Below are 19,671 nucleotides of genomic sequence, written 5' to 3' on the forward strand. Positions count from 1 at the left end.
TTTGTTACGGCATATGCTAGAGTATATGTTTTATATTAACTATGAGGAATGTAAATCACATATACTGTTAATAATTTCTGTTCTAATAACACCGTTTTATATTAACTATGAGGAATGTAAATTAATAATGTTCTCCTTCTTCACAATTATCTGGATCTGTTTTATATTAACTATGAGGAATGTAAATGTACAACATAAAAACTTTGAATTAAACAATGGTGTGGGTTTTATATTAACTATGAGGAATGTAAATGTACAACATAAAAACTTTGAATTAAACAATGGTGTGGGTTTTATATTAACTATGAGGAATGTAAATTATATCATTTTTACCACTCCTTAATGACTACAAGTTGTTTTATATTAACTATGAGGAATGTAAATGAAATTGAATAAATCTAATGTCATTCTAATGGTGTAGGTTTTATATTAACTATGAGGAATGTAAATACAAATCTTTAAAAAAAAATCAAAATTAATAGAAGCAGTTTTATATTAACTATGAGGAATGTAAATGAAGACTTACAAAATCCAGAAAATCTATATAACTTCGTTTTATATTAACTATGAGGAATGTAAATTGGTTCTTATAAAATGCTAGATAAAGCTGGAAATTTAGTTTTATATTAACTATGAGGAATGTAAATCATATTTCACACTTATTCTTTATTAATTTATTCCTTAGTTTTATATTAACTATGAGGAATGTAAATAGAAGACGGAGATCTGGAAGAAGTGGAAGAGATTAAGTTTTATATTAACTATGAGGAATGTAAATGAGTATAGAGCTAGGGTTCTAAAGAGCCATATGAGTTGTTTTATATTAACTATGAGGAATGTAAATAATTCATTAAACATAGAGTTCATATAGGTTGTTGTCTGTTTTATATTAACTATGAGGAATGTAAATTGAAACTTTGGGAGAAAGAGTTTAATAAATAGTGTTTTATATTAACTATGAGGAATGTAAATAGGTTTAAATAGGAAAGTTAGAGAAGTTAAATTTTAGTTTTATATTAACTATGAGGAATGTAAATTAAAAAGAATTGAGGATAGTTTTTATCGCCGAATATGTTTTATATTAACTATGAGGAATGTAAATTTGAGTGTTGATAATTATAATAGTGTTCTAAAAATCGTTTTATATTAACTATGAGGAATGTAAATAAATTATTTGGATGCACTTCTACACCCATTTTCTTTGTTTTATATTAACTATGAGGAATGTAAATTTCAAATGATAGGATTTGGACAAGCAAAAAAAGAAAGTTTTATATTAACTATGAGGAATGTAAATAAGAGTAAAGAGTATGAATTACAAATGATTAGATTAGGTTTTATATTAACTATGAGGAATGTAAATTATTCCTTATATCATTCAATTCATCATATACAGTTGGTTTTATATTAACTATGAGGAATGTAAATAAATTTAGAAAACTTAGATAACAAAATGGACAGCATAGTTTTATATTAACTATGAGGAATGTAAATTCGGCTTCTTCAAAGCCCTCAAGAGTCTTTATTGTAAGTTTTATATTAACTATGAGGAATGTAAATATACTTGTTCCGTCTGATGTTAAAAACGTTGTACCAGTTTTATATTAACTATGAGGAATGTAAATATCTTGTAAAAAATCTTTGTAAATCATTAAAAGCTAGTTTTATATTAACTATGAGGAATGTAAATTTCGGATATTCAATAGAAGAATTATTTTTGGAGGACTGTTTTATATTAACTATGAGGAATGTAAATCATACATTTAAATCTAAAATACAAGTATCAAATTGAGTTTTATATTAACTATGAGGAATGTAAATTATTGAGATAATAAAATATCTTTTTTATTTTCTTTATGTTTTATATTAACTATGAGGAATGTAAATCTTAAATTACCGTTATAATCAAAGCTACTTGCAATAGGTTTTATATTAACTATGAGGAATGTAAATCTTAAATTACCGTTATAATCAAAGCTACTTGCAATAGGTTTTATATTAACTATGAGGAATGTAAATTCTAATCAAGTAATTTATATTTGACTTGAGAGGAGGGTTTTATATTAACTATGAGGAATGTAAATTTAAGAATTACTAGAACACTAACAAGTAGTACAGATGGTTTTATATTAACTATGAGGAATGTAAATGGAGATAGAAAGATATTAACTATAGGCAAAATGATTGGTTTTATATTAACTATGAGGAATGTAAATTAGTACAAACTGATAATGTTTATTATGGATTGGAAGGTTTTATATTAACTATGAGGAATGTAAATGAACAATCTGTACCAGCATCAGAACCTAATGGTGGGTAGTTTTATATTAACTATGAGGAATGTAAATTAATGAATAGCTTTATTACCAGTTGCTACTTGTTGCGTTTTATATTAACTATGAGGAATGTAAATTTGCTATGACAATGCAGTATATTATTTTCTTTATACAGTTTTATATTAACTATGAGGAATGTAAATATTTCTAGACTACTGGAATGGTACTTACAAAATGATGTTTTATATTAACTATGAGGAATGTAAATGTTAAAAATGCTATGTTAAAAGCTAATATAAATTTAGTTTTATATTAACTATGAGGAATGTAAATTGTGTCTTTGCATGGGATGAAGTGCAAAATGAGTTTGGTTTTATATTAACTATGAGGAATGTAAATGGGTTTGAAACTTCTGCTGCTGCTACAGAAGTAGCAAGTTTTATATTAACTATGAGGAATGTAAATTTATATTTGTGAAAAGAATGTACAATCAATGGATGCGTTTTATATTAACTATGAGGAATGTAAATGGGTTTGAAACTTCTGCTGCTGCTACAGAAGTAGCAAGTTTTATATTAACTATGAGGAATGTAAATTTATATTTGTGAAAAGAATGTACAATCAATGGATGCGTTTTATATTAACTATGAGGAATGTAAATGCGTATGATGGTTGTCTTGTAGAAATGCGAGATAAAGGTTTTATATTAACTATGAGGAATGTAAATCCACATCACTCATTTGGTAAAGTTAATAAGATATTAAGTTTTATATTAACTATGAGGAATGTAAATGGAACACATTACACTATTACTTAATCCAAAACTAATGTTTTATATTAACTATGAGGAATGTAAATTACTAAACCTATAACATTGTAGCATTTATATATAATTGTTTTATATTAACTATGAGGAATGTAAATACATATTTTGCTAAGTTAGGAGCACCGCCAGTAAGTGTTTTATATTAACTATGAGGAATGTAAATTCTAAGCATTTTTTTATGAGAATTATCTATATTTAAGTTTTATATTAACTATGAGGAATGTAAATTATACCCATTCATTACTTTCTTTAGACTTTCCTCTAGTTTTATATTAACTATGAGGAATGTAAATTTATTTCCTTTTGCTCTGTAGATCACTTTGTAATTTGTTTTATATTAACTATGAGGAATGTAAATCTCTATTCTTCTGCTTCTTCTGGCATCTTGGTAAATAGTTTTATATTAACTATGAGGAATGTAAATCATGCAAAGCGTTAAGGCTAATACAAAGGATACAGTAGGTTTTATATTAACTATGAGGAATGTAAATACTTTAGAAGTATTAAAATCTTTAGCAAATGCATTAGTTTTATATTAACTATGAGGAATGTAAATAAGATTGAAGGTGATAACATTGATTAAGAAACTAATTGTTTTATATTAACTATGAGGAATGTAAATATTGGTAAATTACGAACTTTACCATCCGGTGGAGAAGGTTTTATATTAACTATGAGGAATGTAAATGATTCAATTTGATTAGCTTGTATGTGTTGAGATTCTGTTTTATATTAACTATGAGGAATGTAAATATATACAACAAATTCAATTAGACAACAATGAAGAAACGTTTTATATTAACTATGAGGAATTTAAATTTATAAATTCCCAAACCTCTTTCTCATTACCTAATACGTTTTATATTAACTATGAGGAATGTAAATGGTTTTAATTCAGCTTCACTAACTTCTATACCTTCTGTTTTATCTTAACTATGAGGAATGTAAATTCATCTGATAAAACTCTTAAAATAATATATTGATTACGTTTTATATTAATTATGATGGGTGTAAAAAAATAAAAAAAGCATCTTAAAAAGATACCTTTAAACTTAGAATTTTTTGTTTCAATAGCAAGTGAACCTAATGCAGATATATTTCCAACAATGTTTTGGCTTGCTTTATATACAACATTGCCATTTCAAAGTGTAATAAATCTTTTAGTAGGCTATAACATAGAGAGTTTGTCATATTTAATACTTCCAATATATATGGTAACATTAAGCTTATTAAGCTATAAGGTACTTAAATTTAAACCTCAAAAAAATAAACAAGATAAGTAATTTTAGTTTTATAATAAGAATTAAAAAGTAAAAATGGACATGATATCTGTCCATTTTTACTTAATTATTAATATATACTTATTAAATTAAATTTAGAACTTTGAATCTAATAATCTATGCATTTAGCAGTTTAAATCTAATAGCTCACTTGAAATTTCCTCAAATCTTTCATCAGATATACCAAGTTTTTTCTTAAATATATCATCATCAATTCTAGCAACAATAACCTCATTAGGGCAGATTGTTTTTATAACTTCCTTCAGTTTATTAACTGATTCAGGATCATCATTATATCCCTTAACTATGGTTATTTCAAATATGAATTTTCCATTATATTGTTTATTAAAGGAGTCCATATTTGATATGTATTCATGAAGGGTATATCCTTCAATTGGTCTTTGAACCTTCTTAAAATCTTCCTCTGTTATTACCTTTATTTCTCCAATAACTTCATCACATTTATTAGCAATCTTTATATATTCATCCTTTCCAAGCATGTAACCATTAGAAAGTAGTCTTACAGGAACTCCCTTTGATTTTATAAAATCTATAATATCCTGAATTTTATCATTTATTAAGGCTTCTCCCTTTGAATTAATAAAGATTAGATCAGGTTTTGTATCATTAATCATATTTTCTAGTTCAATTAATGACTCATCCACATTATCAAAGGATTTTTGAGTATCTATTTTATTCTTTGATCTTCCTATAGGACAAAATATACAATCAAAATTACAGTACTTTTCTGGAAGCACATTAATCTCTAAAACTCTCTTTCCATCCTCAATATAAACCTCTTTATAGGTAAAATTATTCATAAACTTATCCTCCGTAAATACTTAAATTATAGCTTCCTTATTGTTAATATGAAGTATTGAAATCTCAGATTTTCCACCTAAGTTTTTCTCTACTAATTGAGATAACTCTTTTAAGGCATTTTCAAAATCTTTTTCTCTATTTTCATCAACTAACTCAATGCATAAGAAAGCATTTTTTGTGTCTTCTGTTAACATAGTTCTTACTGACTCACGCCAATTCCAGCATCTGCAAATAGCTCCTTCATCATCTTTATAAACTATTTCTCCCTCATAGGGTGGCTCACTTTTATCTGATCCTAAGGTAATAAAACTTTCATCTCCTGTTGCCTTAGTTAATCTTATATCTCCAATAAACTTATCCATATCCTCTCCACCACAAGGCATGGCATACTTTAATGATATAGAGTTGTAAATATCAACTAGAGGGTTAATTGTTCCTAATCCTTTACCAGTAGAAACCCTTTTTAACAAAGCTTCAATTGATGACCTTGCCCCTTTTTTAGTCTTAAACTTCTTAAATGCATCTCTCCATACCTTAATAACTTCATTGCTGCTAAATTCTTCATTAGGTAAGTGATTTAAAGCTTCCTTTTCTCCTTGAGAAATCATGTCCTTATATTGGTTCTCATCTTTTATAGTATTATCTATGCCATTGCAAGTGATAATACCTATCTTTGTATTAGGGAATAGCTCCCAAAAATCATCCTCAATAATAAACTTTTTCATAACAATATACCTCCTTTAAAATAAAAAAGCCAGAGAAATATTATAAAAATATCTCCCAGGCTTTTATCCTTCCGTGTTCACAGTTTATCTGTGCGTTTTCTCTTGGACCAGACTAACTAAAAAGCTACGGAACCCTAGAAAACCATATATTATTAAACTTTAATTAACAAATTCAAAATTATAAGTTAATTTTAGCATAGTATAAGGGCTAAATCAAATTAACTGAATTATTATACATATTTCAATTACAATTAAAAACCCTATATGAAAAATTTCAAATATAAAAGGTTATATTAATTTTTACAAGAATAAAATATTAAGAATTACTAAGAATAGATATAGTGTTAAAAGTTATTATAGAGGAGTTGGAATAATGAAAAAGAGAATAGAACGCTTAATAATTTTTTGTATGCTTATAACTATAACTATTCCCAATATAGCATATGCAAAAACTAATATGAGATATGAACAAGAAAAAACAAATATTGTAGAACCTTATGGCCCTAAAATAGAAGATTTAAAAAGTAAGGATGTTATTATAAATAACTTACAGGAAATAAAGAGAATAAGAGGAAATTTAACTGCTATTAATATAAGTGAAAGTTCTACACCTAATGAGTTAAAAGATGTATATAATCGTTTAGACTTTTATATTCAAGAGTTCATTGAGATTAAAAAAAATTTAGATAATAATATAAAGACATATACAAATTCATTTTCAGATAAATTTTTTTCTGAGCAAGTTTTATTTATAGCTGAAAGTTATATTGTTAGTTTAAGACAACAACAAAACTTAATAATTGCATTACAAGAAAAAAAAGTAGATGCAAAAAAACTGGTTTATTCAAGTTATTTAATACCTATATATCATTATATTACTTTAGGAGACCAAATGACGGCATATGTTGATACTTATTTTGTAGTAATATAAGTGCATTAAAGAATTTATTTATAGCTAATAATAAATATTTAAAACTAGATAACTTTTAACATAAACTTAATTTTATTATTCATTTTTAGAAGCAATATATTACTAAAATAGTATTAACTAATATATATAATTAAATAAAAAATAATATATAAAATTAAAAATTTCTCAATTACATTAAGCTGATAATTGAGAATTTTTTTTATATACTATTTATATAGTATATAATTCAACTAATAGTTAATTTATTTAATTTTAAATTAACTATTATTCAAGGGAATTTAAAAAATTTCCATATATTAATCCAAAATAATTAATAACAGATGAAATTAATAAAAAAGGTTAAATTTAAATCTTTTTTATATTTTAGATTAATTTTCATTAATTATGAAGAAATAGCTATTTTACAAGCATTAAAACTTAACATGATATGTATTTAAATATTAATACTGAATTCACTAAAAATTAAGTATCTAATTTATATTATTTTTCAGTATAATATAATTACTTAATGTCTTTCTATATAAAGTTTTATAATTAAGTAGGGGTATAATATGAAAAAACTAGCTTTTATTATAAAAAATATTTTGAAATTCTGGTATTGGCAAGATATAGAAAAATCTAATGTTTTTATAAGAGTTATGAATCTTGGAATCGCTTTATTTTTAAGTTTTTGTCTTTTAGTATGGATGTATGGAGAAAGCTTTAATATTATATTAAGATCATTTATAAGTATTTATGGAGTTCTATGCTTCATGTCTTTTTGGCCAGTTTCATATTTACTTGATGAAAAGGACAAGGTAAAAGGAAGTACATTTTACATATTTCAAAATATTTCAGTATTTTTCTCTATTATTATATTAGTTGTTTATATACTAAAGAATTATGATAGAGTTAAAAGCTAGTAATATAATCAAAAGCAATATAATTTAAAAAATATAATTTTAAAATCAAAAGTTTATAATATAAAAATAAACTGATAAAATATAAAAATAGTATTTTATCAGTTTTATTTTTTACATTAATATTCATAAGTTACTATGTGTTCAATCTCATTCTTAAGATTAGTTAACTTTTCTCTAAAGAATGTAGGATAAGCTCGATAATTACTTAGTTCTTCTATTGGAATCCAATACATTATTTTCTTAACTCCACCAGTATAGCTATTACTATTTAAATTACGTGTTCCTCTAGGTTTCATTAAAAAATAAAAACATATTTCATGACAGTTTTTACCTTCCAAACTTCCATCACCTTTAAAGAAGTTTTCATGTATAAATACCAATCTATCAACTTCATATTCTACTCCTGTTTCTTCAAGGACTTCACGCTTTACAGCTTCTTCAGCTGATTCTCCCATATGTACTCCACCACCAATAGAGTAGTAGTAATTTTCCCTTTCATTACTAGCAAAAAGAACAGCCCCATCTTCAATAATAATTGCACCAGCACGATAACGAAACCAGTTACTTTCCTTTACAAAACCACAATCATATTCCATAATATTAAACCTCTCAAAATTATACTTTAAGATTAATTTTATTCCTTATAAAAAAATATTTCTAGTATTTTTTACATTTTATTCAATTTATAATCCATAAGGAATGTATAATAAAAATATAAATACTTGTAGCAAAGTTTATAAGATAACTGTGAAGTTACAAGAGTAATTAATTTAATAGAGATTATTTTCATAGTATTTTAACTATGATTGCTATAGAAACTGTAGAAAAAGATTAAGCAGAAGTTAATTAAATTTTTGAAACAGTTTATTTAGGTGTTATAGGAGGAATAGAAAATGAGATTATTACTAAGTGATAAAGAGTTAAATATTAATTTTTTAGAGAGTGATGAAAATAAATATATTGATTTATCTAAGCTTAGAATTTCAAATTGTATAGGATGTTTTGGTTGTTGGACTAAAACTCCTGGAAAGTGTGTTATCCGTGATGATGCAGTAAAGGTTTATCCTATTATTGCAAAGAGTGATAAGGTGATTTATGTAAGCAAAGTTAAATATGGTTCTTATGATACAGTGATGAAAACTATGCTTGAGAGAGCTATTCCAATTCAGCAAGCCTTTATTCGTCTTTTAAATGGGGAGGCTCATCATGTTCAGCGTGATGTTGCTATGAAGGAGGCTATTATTATTGCATATGGAAATATAGAAGATGAGGAAAAAGAAATATTTAAAAGGTTAGTAGAGCGTAACTCTCACAATATGAATTTCAAAAGTTTTAATGTTATTTTTGTAGGTGAAGAGAATTTAGAAGAGGTAGTAGATAAGGAGGTTAGAAAATGGGAAGAGTAATTATTATAAATGGGAGTCCAAGAGCACCAAGATCTAATTCTAAAGAGTATGGAGAAATCTTTAGCAGTTATTACAAAGGACAAGCTGATACTTTTAATATTACAAAAAATAATCATAAAGAGATTTGTAGTAAGATAGGAGAGTATACAGATATACTACTTGTTTTTCCACTTTATGCAGATGGACTTCCAGTTACAATGCTTAACTTTTTAAAGGTTCTTGAAGAAAATCCACCAAAAAATAAACCTAAAGTAAGTGTAATAGTAAATTGTGGATTCATAGAGCCAGAGCAAAACAATGTTTGTATTGATATGGTTAAATTATTTTGCAAACAAAATACATATGAGTTTAATTCAGTACTATCAATTGGTGGTGGTGAAGCTATTTTAGGAACACCTTTTAAAATCTTTGTAAAATGGAAAATAAAAAAATTAGGAAAGTCTATTTATAATAACACTCCTGAAAACTTAAGGGTTACCATGCCTATATCAAAAAAGATGTATCTTAAGGCCTCTACAAATTATTGGATTAACTATGGAAAAAGAAATGGTATTACAAAATCACAGATGGAAACCATGAAGATTGAATAGTTATTTATTCTATTAGGATAATAAATGTTATTTTTGAATTTAAATTAACTTTAAAGTTTATAAGTTATAATAAAATAATAGGTTTTAAAAAGAATAAAATCTATTTAATAGAGGACTCTATATTAATAATTATATTTTATAATTAAAAAATACATAATAAATTTTATATCCTTAGGCATTTAGATAAGTTGCCTAAGGATATATTTTTATTATTAAAAATTAATTGAGTTTAAGGAAGAAACAATCTAACTTTTAACAGTTTAACCTATAGTTAAATTATTTAATTTTAAATTAACTACTATTCAATTGTAGCTTAGTATATCACTTGATAAAATAATACTATCAAAAGCTTTTGTTATTATTATTTTATCAAGGAGTAGAGATTATATGAGAATAAATGAGATTATAAAAGAGAAAAGAAATGCTCAAGGGTTAACTCAGGAACAAGTTGCCATGTATCTTGGAGTATCAACGCCTGCAGTGAATAAATGGGAAAAGGGAACTTGCTATCCAGATATTACATTACTACCAGCTTTAGCAAGGCTTTTAAAGGTTGATTTAAATACCTTACTTTCATTTAAGGAAGATTTATCAGAGCAAGAGATAGGAGTTTTTGTTAATGAGTTAGTAAAGATAGCTAATAATGATGGATTTCATATAGCTTTTGAAAAAGCCATGGACAAAATCTATGAGTATCCTACCTGTGATAAATTGATTTTAACAGTTTCTACAGTGATGCAAGGAAGCCTGTATATGTTTGGAGTTGAAAGTAAGGAGAAGTATGAAGAGCAGATAGAAGAGTTTTATATTAAATTAACAAGAAGTGATGATATAGAGATTAGAAATCAAGCAGTTTCTATGCTTATAAACATATATTTAGGAAGAAAAGAGTATGGGAAAGCACAGGAGTGTGTGGATAAATTACCTGATATTACTTACGATAAAAAAGTATTACAAGGAAATATTTATAATAAATCTGGTGAATTTCAAAAGGCTGCTGAAATTTTTGAACAGAAGTTACTTTCAGCCACTACTGATATATTTATAAGTTTAATTTCTATGCTTGAAATAGCCTTAAAAGAAGGGCGCAATGAGGATGCTAATTATTTTGCAGAAGTTATAGATAAGACAACAAAATTATATGATTTATGTGAGTATAATTCATATAGTGGGTATTTTGAAGTATACAAAGCAGAAAAAGATGTAGAAAACTTTTTACTTGTATTAAAGAAAATATTAGATGTAATGGGCAAAAAGTGGGAGCCATCAAAATCTAAATTATATAAGCATATAAAAAGTAAAGGAGACGAAGAGGGATTTAATGAGCAACTTCTTTCTAACTTTGTAAACATTCTAAAAAATGATAGCGATGGTGAATTAGATTTTTTAAAGGATAATGAGGAATTTAATAATTTATTAAATTCATCTATATAATAAAACTTTAGATATAAAAATTATTATTTAAGGGAAATTAAAACATTACCATATATTAAACTCAAAATCATTAATAACAGATGAAATTAATAAAAGAGGTTAAATTTTAATCTGATTTTAATCTTTCTTATATTTTAGATTAATTTTCTAAAAGTATTATATAACCAAGATGAATAAGGAAATTAATTCGTGGAGGTAATATAAATGGAAAGAAATGAAATGATTAATATTTTAATTAGAAAGGCTAATATAAATGAGGAAGAGGCACAAGAGGTGCTAGAAAAATGTAATTGGGATCTTTTAGATGCTATTGTTTACTTAGAGAGAAGAGGAAAAGTAGAAAATAATGAAGTTACAGCACTCACTATAGTTGAGATGAAGGAAGAAAAAGAAGATAAGAAAAAGCAGGATGAGAAATTTGGTGGCATTGGAGAAATTGTTGGAAGAATGTTTAGGTTTATAGGTAAAATTATAAGAAAAGGAACTAAAAATTTCCTTGAGATTAGAAAAGACAAGGAAAAACCAATAAGAATATCTTTAACAATATCAATCCTCTTCTTAATATTTTTATCAGTACCAACTATAGTTTTATTAATCGTAGGATTATTCTGTGGATATAAATATTCAATTTCAGGACCTGACTTTAATTATGATGGAGTAAACAATATTTTTGAAGAAGTATCAAAGTCAGCAAATCATATTAAAAAAGATTTTAAAGAAGGATATGAAAAATAGTTTTTAGATAGTACTATTAAAGGAGCTACATCAAAACTCTTATATAAAATTTTATAAATATATTCCGAGAATTACTGAATTTTAAGTGAAAGTCTAAATTTTAATTTAGATTCTTGAACTTATTAAATGGAACTTTAGTTATATTGTAGTCATTAATTATAGCAATTACTTCTAATAATTTGATAAAGCTCAGAACTTAAGTGAAAATCCAAATTTTAATTTGGCAATTTGAACTTATGCAATGGAACATAAGTGACATTGTATTCCTATTAATACGATGCTTAGCTTATTAACGCAAATTATTCTACGTAATAGCTTAAATTCTAAAGGTCATTCAGATATTTTCTTTATATTATTTATAAAGTTTTATTAACAAGTTATTTTGATATAGCTCCTTTATTTTTGTGGTGTGGAAATATCAGGGGAATGGTATAATTTAATTATTATAAAGAGAATTAAAGTGGGAGATTAAAAGCTTTAATACTAATATAGGAGTAATGAGCTTCAGTAAATATGGAGGATTATTTATGGAAAAGCTTAAACTTGTAGATAAGTTAAAAAATAAAGCTAATATAAGCTATGAAGAAGCTAAAGATGTTTTAGAAAAGAGCAACTGGGATATGCTAGAGGCTATGCTATATTTAGAAGCACATGGAAAGGTGCAAAAGCCTTCCATTAGTATATTTTATACCAATGAATCCAAAGAAAGTTACAATGAAAATGGAGAAGAAGTTAATCTTAAAAAAGATACAAATGAAAATAATTTTGAAAATAAAAATAGTTTTGAAGGAGTTTTTGAAGCTATATGCAAAGCTATAGATACTTGCAATAATATATTTATTGAAATAATAAGAAATAGTAGAGTGATTTTAAAAATTCCTTTTACTGTACTAATTGTACTTTTGTTTTTTGCATTTTGGATAGTTATACCTTTAATGATAATTGGACTATTCTTTAATATGGAATTCTTAGTATCTTCTAAAAAGATTGATGTAGATAAAATAAACAAAGTATTTAAGGAAACATCAAAAGTAGTTAAAGACGTAAAAGGTAAGTTTACTAACCATATGCACTAAAAAGAATTCTTACTTAAGGGGGTTAATGAATGATTAAGATTTTGATTGTTGAAGATGAAGAAAAAATAGCAAGATTCATAGAATTAGAGTTAATTCATGAAGGATATAAAGTAATAAAAGCAGATAATGGGAGAACAGGTCTTGAAATTGCAGAGAGAGGAGAAGCTGACTTAATTATTCTAGATGTTATGCTTCCAGAAATTAATGGTCTTGAAGTATTAAGAAGAATCAGAAAGGTATCAGAAGTTCCTATTATAATGCTTACAGCAAGAGATGCTGTAATGGATAAGGTTTCAGGGCTAGATGCTGGAGCTGATGATTATATAACAAAGCCTTTTGCTATAGAGGAATTGCTTGCAAGAATAAGAACAGCTCTTAAAAAGAGAGTATTTACAGTGAAAAAAGATGAAGATGTAATAAGATGTGGATTATTAACCTTAGACAAGATGAGACATAAAGTAATGTATGGTGATACAGAAATAGAATTAACTAATAGAGAATTTACTTTGTTGCAAATATTAATGGAAAACAAAAATATAGTATTAACTAGAGATGTGCTTATAGAAAAGGTATGTGGTTATAACTATGTTGGAGAAACAAATGTAATAGATGTTTACGTAAGATATTTAAGAACAAAGATTGACGATGTTTTTAAGGTTAAAATAATAAGTACAGTACGTGGTGTAGGATACGTAATAAAAGATGAGTAAAAAGAATAAACCTAAAAATGTTACCTCTATTGCAATAAAGATTAATGCTATTTCTGTTAGAGATTTATTTTTTAGATTTTTAGCAATTGACATATGTTTAATAATTATTTTAATTATTCTTTGGTGTATTCAAGCTGAAAAAGATTTCTATGGAGAATTGGTAAAAAATGCACAAAGGTCATTTAACTTTTTCCCTATAGAAAATTCAACCTATACAGTTGTTTGGAGTAATGGAAAGACCATGGTTAAAGAAGCTGGTGCTTTTTTATATTATGTTAGAAAAATAGTTATAATTTTAGGAATAGTAGAAGGAGTATTTTTATTAGAAGAAATAATATTTGGTACAGCTAAAATTAGAAAGACCTTAAAACCACTTAATGAAATAGCAGAAACAGCAAGTAGGCTTAGTAATATGGACTTTGATGAGGAAAAATTTCAAAGTCTTGAAGATGCTATTTCCAAAATAAGTCCTGTAACATCTGATGAGAGAATACATATAGGTGATAGCGAGCTTAAAGGATTAGAGGATGCAATAAACAAGCTTTTAGACAGGATGAGGGATTCTTATAGGCAACAAGCAAGGTTTGTATCAGATGCATCTCACGAACTTAGAACTCCTATTTCTGTAATTCAAGGATATGCTAATATGCTAGATAGATGGGGAAAAAATGATGAGAGCGTATTAGAAGAGTCTATTATAGCAATAAAGAGTGAATCTGAAAATATGAAAAATCTAGTTGAGCAGCTATTATTCTTAGCTAGAGGTATTAATGGAAAGACTCAGCTTACAATAAAGGAATTTTCTTTAAATGATATGATAGATGAAGTTTTTGAAGAGTCTAAGATGATAGATAAAAATCATGTATATAACTACATTGAATCAGAACATATAACTGTTCAGGGTGATATGGCTTTGCTTAAACAAACAGCTAGAATACTAGTTGAAAATGCAACTAAATATACAGAAGAAGGAGAAACAATAACGCTTAAAGTAGGTAAGAATTCTAAAGGAGAAGCTTATTTCTCAATTCAAGACAATGGAATTGGCATGGATGAGAATGATGTGCCTCATATATTTGAACGTTTTTTTAGGGCTGATACAGCAAGAGTTAGAAAAAATGGTGGAACAGGGCTTGGGCTTTCTATAGCAAAGTGGATAATTGATAACCACAAAGGGTACTTTAGTGTTTTAAGTAGAAAAGGAATAGGAACAAGGATAACTGTTTACTTACCACAAAATATTAAGTAGCAAATATAGTTCTAAATTGGATTTAATAGAATGAAAATGGTGTCTTTATAGGGGATAGATACACCATGGTTGTGATTGTAAAAATTAATAATAAGATTAGCATATATTATATAATGAAATTTAAGGAGAGAATATGAAGTTATTAGCAAGTGATTTTGATGGAACATTATTAGTAGATAAAAAAATTAATAAGAGAGATATTGAAGGAATTAAAAATTTACGTAAAAAAGGTCATAAATTCATTATATCTACAGGTAGAACACTTCTAACTATGGAGGGAGTAATTGAAAAATATGACTTAGAGTTTGATTATTTGGTTCTTTGCAATGGAGCTGTAATACTTGATAAGAATAAAAATGTAATAAAAAATAACCTTGTTGATTTTGAGGCAGTTAAAAAGATTGTAGAAGAGTTTGCAGATCAAGATAAAATAATGATTTATTTTGATGATGGAAGTGGAATGAAACTAATAGAAAATAAAAGCGTTGATATGAAAAATCTATATTTTTCTGAAGAAATTGACTTTGATTTAGTAAAAAAAGAAGAGATATTAGATTTAAAAAGTGGAGCAGTAATCTTAAGTATATGCACCTCAGATGCCTCTGTAGAAAGAGGAGAAGAAATAAAGAAAAGATTAATAGAAATCTTTGGTGATGAGCTTTCCATATTCAGAAATCAGTTCTTTGTGGACATATCCTCAAAAGGCTCCTCAAAAGGGGAGGGTCTAAAGGAAGTTTTAAAACTAGAAAACAAAAATCTTAATGATATATACACCATAGGTGATTCTTTTAATGATATATCTATGTTTGAAATAACAGATAATAGCTATACCTTTAACAGAGCAGAAGAGGGCGTAAAGGCACATGCAAATAATCACGTAGACTATGTTCATGAAATTGTTGACCATATAATAAAATAGGGATGAATACTTAATAACAGGATGTTTAAAAGGTAAGAAAAATAGATAAACTTTTCTTACCTTTTTTTTATTTTATAAGATTTAAGTAATAGTAAAGCATTTATTATGAAAATAGGGAATAGTACAAACATTCCTATGAAAAACCAGTGATACTGTATTAAAAATAGTCTTTTAAAAGGCACATCCCAATAGGATACTTCAAAGACAGGGACTGCACCATCACCAGAGAATTCATAAGTTATATCTGTTACTTTCCCATAAACAGTAAGGGAACCAATTTCAGCTGGATCAGAAACGAGGTCATAGGGTGTATTGCCTACAAGTTTTATAAGAGAAGTATTTGCTTCTGGATAAGTATCTTTTAAAAGTTTTTTTAACTTTTTTGAATCTTCTTTAAGATAGTGAGTTGCTCCAGTAACTGCTTGATAATAAACCTTTAGCTTTATATCACCATTTTCAATAGCAGATCTTCCTATTAATTTAATCGGTGAAAATATGAGAAAGGCTAAGAGCAAAGCATAAATTACCACAAAAATCTTTTGAAACTTCATAGTTCACCTCCAATAATTATGTATTTTTCTAAATTATTATGCATGTCTATATTGAAATTTAAAAAGATTTATTTAAAAATAAATTCATACTAAAATTGGAAATATAATAAGATTTTATCATAAAGTAAGTTTAAAAAATTAAACTGAATGTAAAATTTATTAAAGGTGTGTTCTTAGATAAGATTTACCTTATGTTAATTGTTTTCAATAAAGTCTTTTGATATTATTAAAAAGATATTTGGTTAAACATATGAAAAAAAATTAAAATTTTTAGTATTTAAATATAAACTTAATGATTACGAAGGAGAATAACTATGATATTTAAAATTGAGGATAGAGATAGAAAAGAAAAAATATCACGAGAAATACTATGTGAACTTCAAGAGTGGTTTGGGTTGCCAGAGAGTACAGCTGAATATATTACTTATAGTAAGGAAATGTCTTTTGGGGCTGATATAGAAAATAGACAAGTAAGAGGCTTTATTGCACTAAAAGAAACAAGTCCATATACTTTAGAGATTTATGTTATGGGAGTATTAAAAGAATTTCATAGATATAAAATAGGTACTAAGTTATTTAAAGCTTGTTATGATTATGCCAAAGAACAGAGATATTTATATATGCAAGTCAAAACAGTAAAAGAAGGATGTTATGATGTTTAAGATAGAACAAATTCATTTTATAAAAAGCTTGGACTTAAAGAGTTTGAATGCTTTCCTACACTTTGGGACCAATGGAATCCTTGTCAGATTTATATTATGCCTATTAATTAAATTAAAGATATAAACAATGGTAAATCAAATTTCACCTAATAAGTCTAATGCTTCAGTAGCCATAGCTAAAATATTTTCTTGAATATTATTTACGTTTTTAAATCTTTTTTACTATACCACTTAAGAATTTTAGATTCACCAATTTCAGGTGAGGTCTCAAAGGAAGTAGTTGTTGCATAATAAACAAAGTCTATATGTGAATGATTAGGACTTACATCGCCCAAAATTGTGTGTATAGGATTTATGAGTAGTTTTTCACCAGATAAATCACATGATTTTTTTAGATTTATGTCTATGGGATTATATAAAGTTACATTTAATCCAGCTTCTTCTTTTGCTTCACGAATATATGCTTCTTTAGGCAATTCATTTACTTCAATATGTTCACCTAAAGGGAGCATTTTTTTAGCTTTCTTATGTAAATGTAATAATACCTTATTTTAATATAAAATTATATAATTCTTGGTATTATTAATGAGAATAAAAATAAATAGCTTGCAATAAATGTTAAATTTTTAATCCAATAGTATTATTAAAGTTTATATATTTAAAGTTATACTCAAATATGAATTGAAAATTTTTTGAATAAATTTTAATTATATTTAACTTCAGATTTATTCTTGTTTTAAAGTGTAATCGTTTGTTTTTGTGATAAAAATATTATCTTGCTATATTTTTTAATTTTATATTTTAAAATAAAGTGTTAAAAATGTTAAAAGTTGTTTTAAAAAAATTATTAAATATGCTATAATCTGTAGAATAATGGATAAATTTAAATAATATAGTGGGAGTTAATTTATGAAAAAAAGTAAGAGGTTTATAATGCTTATACTCTTTTTTCTTGTATTTATAATGTTATTTTTATGTCATGGATTAATTATAAATAAAGAGCAAAGAAAAACCTTATTGAAAATTGGATTTTATGATGACTACCCTCATTTTTATATTGACCATAAAGCCAATATCTGTGGATATTATAAGGATATAACTGAAAAATTAGCTGAAAAACTTAATTTTAAGATTGAATATGTAAATGGAAAAGCTCCAGATCTTTTAAAAGAACTTAAAAACGGAGAAATAGATTTAGTATTTGGAATAAAAAAACTTCCTGAGAGAGAAGAATTCTTTGAGTTTACAAATAAATCTATAAATAATGAGCTAAAGCTTATATATACTAATACTGATATAAAATATGGTGATTTAGAAGCCTTAAATGGCATGAAAATGGGATATATAGAGGGAGAATTAGATAATGAATGGATATTAGATTATCTAAGAAAAAGAAATATAAATGTTGAACTAGTTAAGGGATCTTCTTATAAAGCAATAAAAACTTTATTAGCTGATAATAAGGTGGATTTTATTGTAGATAATCCAGATAGTGATATAAAAAATAAAGGAGAAAATATTAGAGAAATTTTTGAATTTTCATCTGGACCAAAATATATTGTAGCAAATAAGAATAATAATGAGTTAATAAAAAAATTTGATGGATCACTTAGTACAATTAATCTTAATGGATATCTTGATAATAACCATTATTTTAAAAAAACTCATAACTTTATCATTGCTATTACTAATAAGAATGTAATTACTTTAATTATTTTTATTATATGTATAATTATATTTAAGAGGGTTAAAAAGAGAATAGTTAAAATCTTTAAAAAGAAAAAAATATATAATGATCTAAAAAAAGATAATTATATTTTGTATTATCAACCAATAGTGGATTTTAAACATAATAGAGTAAGAAGCGTTGAGGCTTTATTGCGTTTAAGGAAAGACGGCAAATTACTAACTCCATATCATTTTATGAATGGGATAGAAGACGCCAATATGATGAAAGAAATTACATTGTGGGTCTTAAAGAGAGTAATTAAAGATTACAATATTATAAGGTGTTACGACAATATTAATGAAAAAGATTTTTATATTTCTCTAAATGTATCTTTTAATGAGATAAAAGATAGAGAATTTTTAAAGAAAATAGTAAAAATAGTTAATGATAACAAAATAATAAAAAATAGCATCTGTCTAGAGATTGTAGAAAAGTTTGGAGTAGAGGAAATAGAAAAAATACAAGAAAACATCAAGTTTTTACAGGATAATGGTATTTTAATCGCAATAGATGACTTTGGTGTGGAGTACTCAAATTTAGATTTATTAAAGAAAATAGATTCTAATATTATTAAATTAGATAAGTTTTTTGCAGATGGAATTAATGATTCAGAAATAAGCCTTAAAGTAATAGACTTTATATTAGATATATGTAGATTATCAGATAAGTCTATAGTTATTGAGGGGATAGAGGAAAAAGAGCAGGTTGATATAATAAAAACCTTTCTTTATGAAAAAATTTATATTCAAGGATATTATTTCTCAAAGCCATTAGATATTAAAAGTTTAAAAGCTTATACCTTTTAGAATAAACTTATGGATATAATTACTTAATTTGATAAATAATAA

Annotated in this window: 17 protein-coding genes, 1 CRISPR repeat array and 1 riboswitch (1 of these 19 cut by a window edge); of the genes, 12 read left to right on the forward strand and 5 right to left on the reverse strand. The window is 25.8% G+C overall.

The window, feature by feature from the left end; all coding sequences use genetic code 11:
- A CRISPR array of direct repeats spans nucleotides 1-4,118; the repeat unit is 29 nt; unit sequence GTTTTATATTAACTATGAGGAATGTAAAT; it begins 6,520 nt to the left of the window's first position.
- Between the two features lie 389 nt (nucleotides 4,119-4,507).
- Nucleotides 4,508-5,203, reverse strand: a complete 696-nt coding sequence (locus GOM42_RS05290) for a radical SAM protein (protein WP_110077372.1) — start codon at nucleotides 5,201-5,203, stop codon at nucleotides 4,508-4,510.
- A gap of 21 nt (nucleotides 5,204-5,224) precedes the next feature.
- Nucleotides 5,225-5,929, reverse strand: coding sequence for a B3/4 domain-containing protein (locus tag GOM42_RS05295; protein WP_110077373.1), 705 nt, complete (start codon nucleotides 5,927-5,929; stop codon nucleotides 5,225-5,227).
- A 50-nt stretch (nucleotides 5,930-5,979) separates the two neighbouring features.
- Nucleotides 5,980-6,078, reverse strand: a riboswitch (guanidine-I (ykkC/yxkD leader).
- Nucleotides 6,079-6,302: 224 nt separating this feature from the next.
- Between GOM42_RS05295 and GOM42_RS05300 the strand changes: the two genes are divergently transcribed.
- Both GOM42_RS05300 and GOM42_RS05305 read left to right on the forward strand, forming a co-directional pair.
- On the forward strand, nucleotides 6,303-6,860 hold the full coding sequence (locus GOM42_RS05300; RefSeq protein ID WP_003453964.1) for a hypothetical protein: 558 nt from the start codon (nucleotides 6,303-6,305) through the stop codon (nucleotides 6,858-6,860).
- 551 nt (nucleotides 6,861-7,411) lie between these two features.
- A complete protein-coding gene (locus GOM42_RS05305; RefSeq protein ID WP_110077374.1) occupies nucleotides 7,412-7,762 on the forward strand; it encodes a hypothetical protein in 351 nt (116 codons plus the stop codon).
- Nucleotides 7,763-7,878: 116 nt separating this feature from the next.
- Here GOM42_RS05305 and GOM42_RS05310 read toward each other — a convergent pair whose 3' ends face one another.
- Nucleotides 7,879-8,358, reverse strand: coding sequence for an NUDIX hydrolase (locus tag GOM42_RS05310; RefSeq protein WP_004458880.1), 480 nt, complete (start codon nucleotides 8,356-8,358; stop codon nucleotides 7,879-7,881).
- Between the two features lie 297 nt (nucleotides 8,359-8,655).
- Between GOM42_RS05310 and GOM42_RS05315 the strand changes: the two genes are divergently transcribed.
- The 8 genes from GOM42_RS05315 (at nucleotide 8,656) to GOM42_RS05350 (ending at nucleotide 15,881) form a co-directional block, all read left to right on the forward strand.
- Nucleotides 8,656-9,168, forward strand: a complete 513-nt coding sequence (locus GOM42_RS05315; RefSeq protein ID WP_110077375.1) for an NAD(P)H-dependent oxidoreductase — start codon at nucleotides 8,656-8,658, stop codon at nucleotides 9,166-9,168.
- The gene (locus GOM42_RS05320) at nucleotides 9,156-9,758 is read left to right on the forward strand and encodes a hypothetical protein (RefSeq protein ID WP_110077376.1); all 603 of its coding nucleotides are present in this window, start codon (nucleotides 9,156-9,158) and stop codon (nucleotides 9,756-9,758) included. Before GOM42_RS05315 ends, GOM42_RS05320 begins: the two co-directional genes overlap by 13 nt.
- Before the next feature lie 387 nt (nucleotides 9,759-10,145).
- Nucleotides 10,146-11,192, forward strand: coding sequence for a helix-turn-helix domain-containing protein (locus GOM42_RS05325; RefSeq protein WP_110077377.1), 1,047 nt, complete (start codon nucleotides 10,146-10,148; stop codon nucleotides 11,190-11,192).
- 204 nt (nucleotides 11,193-11,396) lie between these two features.
- Nucleotides 11,397-11,927, forward strand: a complete 531-nt coding sequence (locus tag GOM42_RS05330; protein ID WP_061415437.1) for a hypothetical protein — start codon at nucleotides 11,397-11,399, stop codon at nucleotides 11,925-11,927.
- 527 nt (nucleotides 11,928-12,454) lie between these two features.
- Entirely contained in the window at nucleotides 12,455-13,003 is a 549-nt protein-coding gene (locus GOM42_RS05335; protein WP_061415439.1) for a hypothetical protein, read from the forward strand.
- Between the two features lie 29 nt (nucleotides 13,004-13,032).
- Nucleotides 13,033-13,713, forward strand: a complete 681-nt coding sequence (locus tag GOM42_RS05340) for a response regulator transcription factor (protein WP_003480791.1) — start codon at nucleotides 13,033-13,035, stop codon at nucleotides 13,711-13,713.
- Nucleotides 13,706-14,962, forward strand: a complete 1,257-nt coding sequence (locus tag GOM42_RS05345; RefSeq protein ID WP_003462180.1) for a HAMP domain-containing sensor histidine kinase — start codon at nucleotides 13,706-13,708, stop codon at nucleotides 14,960-14,962. The genes GOM42_RS05340 and GOM42_RS05345 overlap by 8 nt, the downstream gene beginning before the upstream one ends.
- A gap of 133 nt (nucleotides 14,963-15,095) precedes the next feature.
- Entirely contained in the window at nucleotides 15,096-15,881 is a 786-nt protein-coding gene (locus GOM42_RS05350; RefSeq protein ID WP_110077378.1) for an HAD family hydrolase, read from the forward strand.
- Nucleotides 15,882-15,937: 56 nt separating this feature from the next.
- On the opposite strand, the gene GOM42_RS05355 is transcribed toward GOM42_RS05350, so the two are convergent.
- Nucleotides 15,938-16,432, reverse strand: coding sequence for a hypothetical protein (locus tag GOM42_RS05355; protein ID WP_003454097.1), 495 nt, complete (start codon nucleotides 16,430-16,432; stop codon nucleotides 15,938-15,940).
- A gap of 314 nt (nucleotides 16,433-16,746) precedes the next feature.
- Between GOM42_RS05355 and GOM42_RS05360 the strand changes: the two genes are divergently transcribed.
- On the forward strand, nucleotides 16,747-17,094 hold the full coding sequence (locus tag GOM42_RS05360) for a GNAT family N-acetyltransferase (RefSeq protein WP_337250390.1): 348 nt from the start codon (nucleotides 16,747-16,749) through the stop codon (nucleotides 17,092-17,094).
- Nucleotides 17,095-17,294: 200 nt separating this feature from the next.
- Here the strand turns inward: GOM42_RS05360 and GOM42_RS05365 are convergent, their stop codons facing one another.
- Complete coding sequence (locus tag GOM42_RS05365; protein ID WP_223932438.1) at nucleotides 17,295-17,606, reverse strand: NUDIX domain-containing protein; 312 nt, start codon at nucleotides 17,604-17,606, stop codon at nucleotides 17,295-17,297.
- A gap of 397 nt (nucleotides 17,607-18,003) precedes the next feature.
- On the opposite strand from GOM42_RS05365, the gene GOM42_RS05370 reads away from it, so the two are divergent.
- Nucleotides 18,004-19,629: an EAL domain-containing protein gene (locus tag GOM42_RS05370; protein ID WP_110077379.1), complete on the forward strand. Its 1,626-nt coding sequence runs from the start codon at nucleotides 18,004-18,006 to the stop codon at nucleotides 19,627-19,629.
- The last annotated feature ends 42 nt before the right edge of the window (nucleotides 19,630-19,671 follow it).

The sequence above is a fragment of the Clostridium sp. 16K-1-R1 genome (genome assembly GCF_023921145.1).
In the GTDB taxonomy this organism is placed as follows: domain Bacteria; phylum Bacillota; class Clostridia; order Clostridiales; family Clostridiaceae; genus Sarcina; species Sarcina perfringens.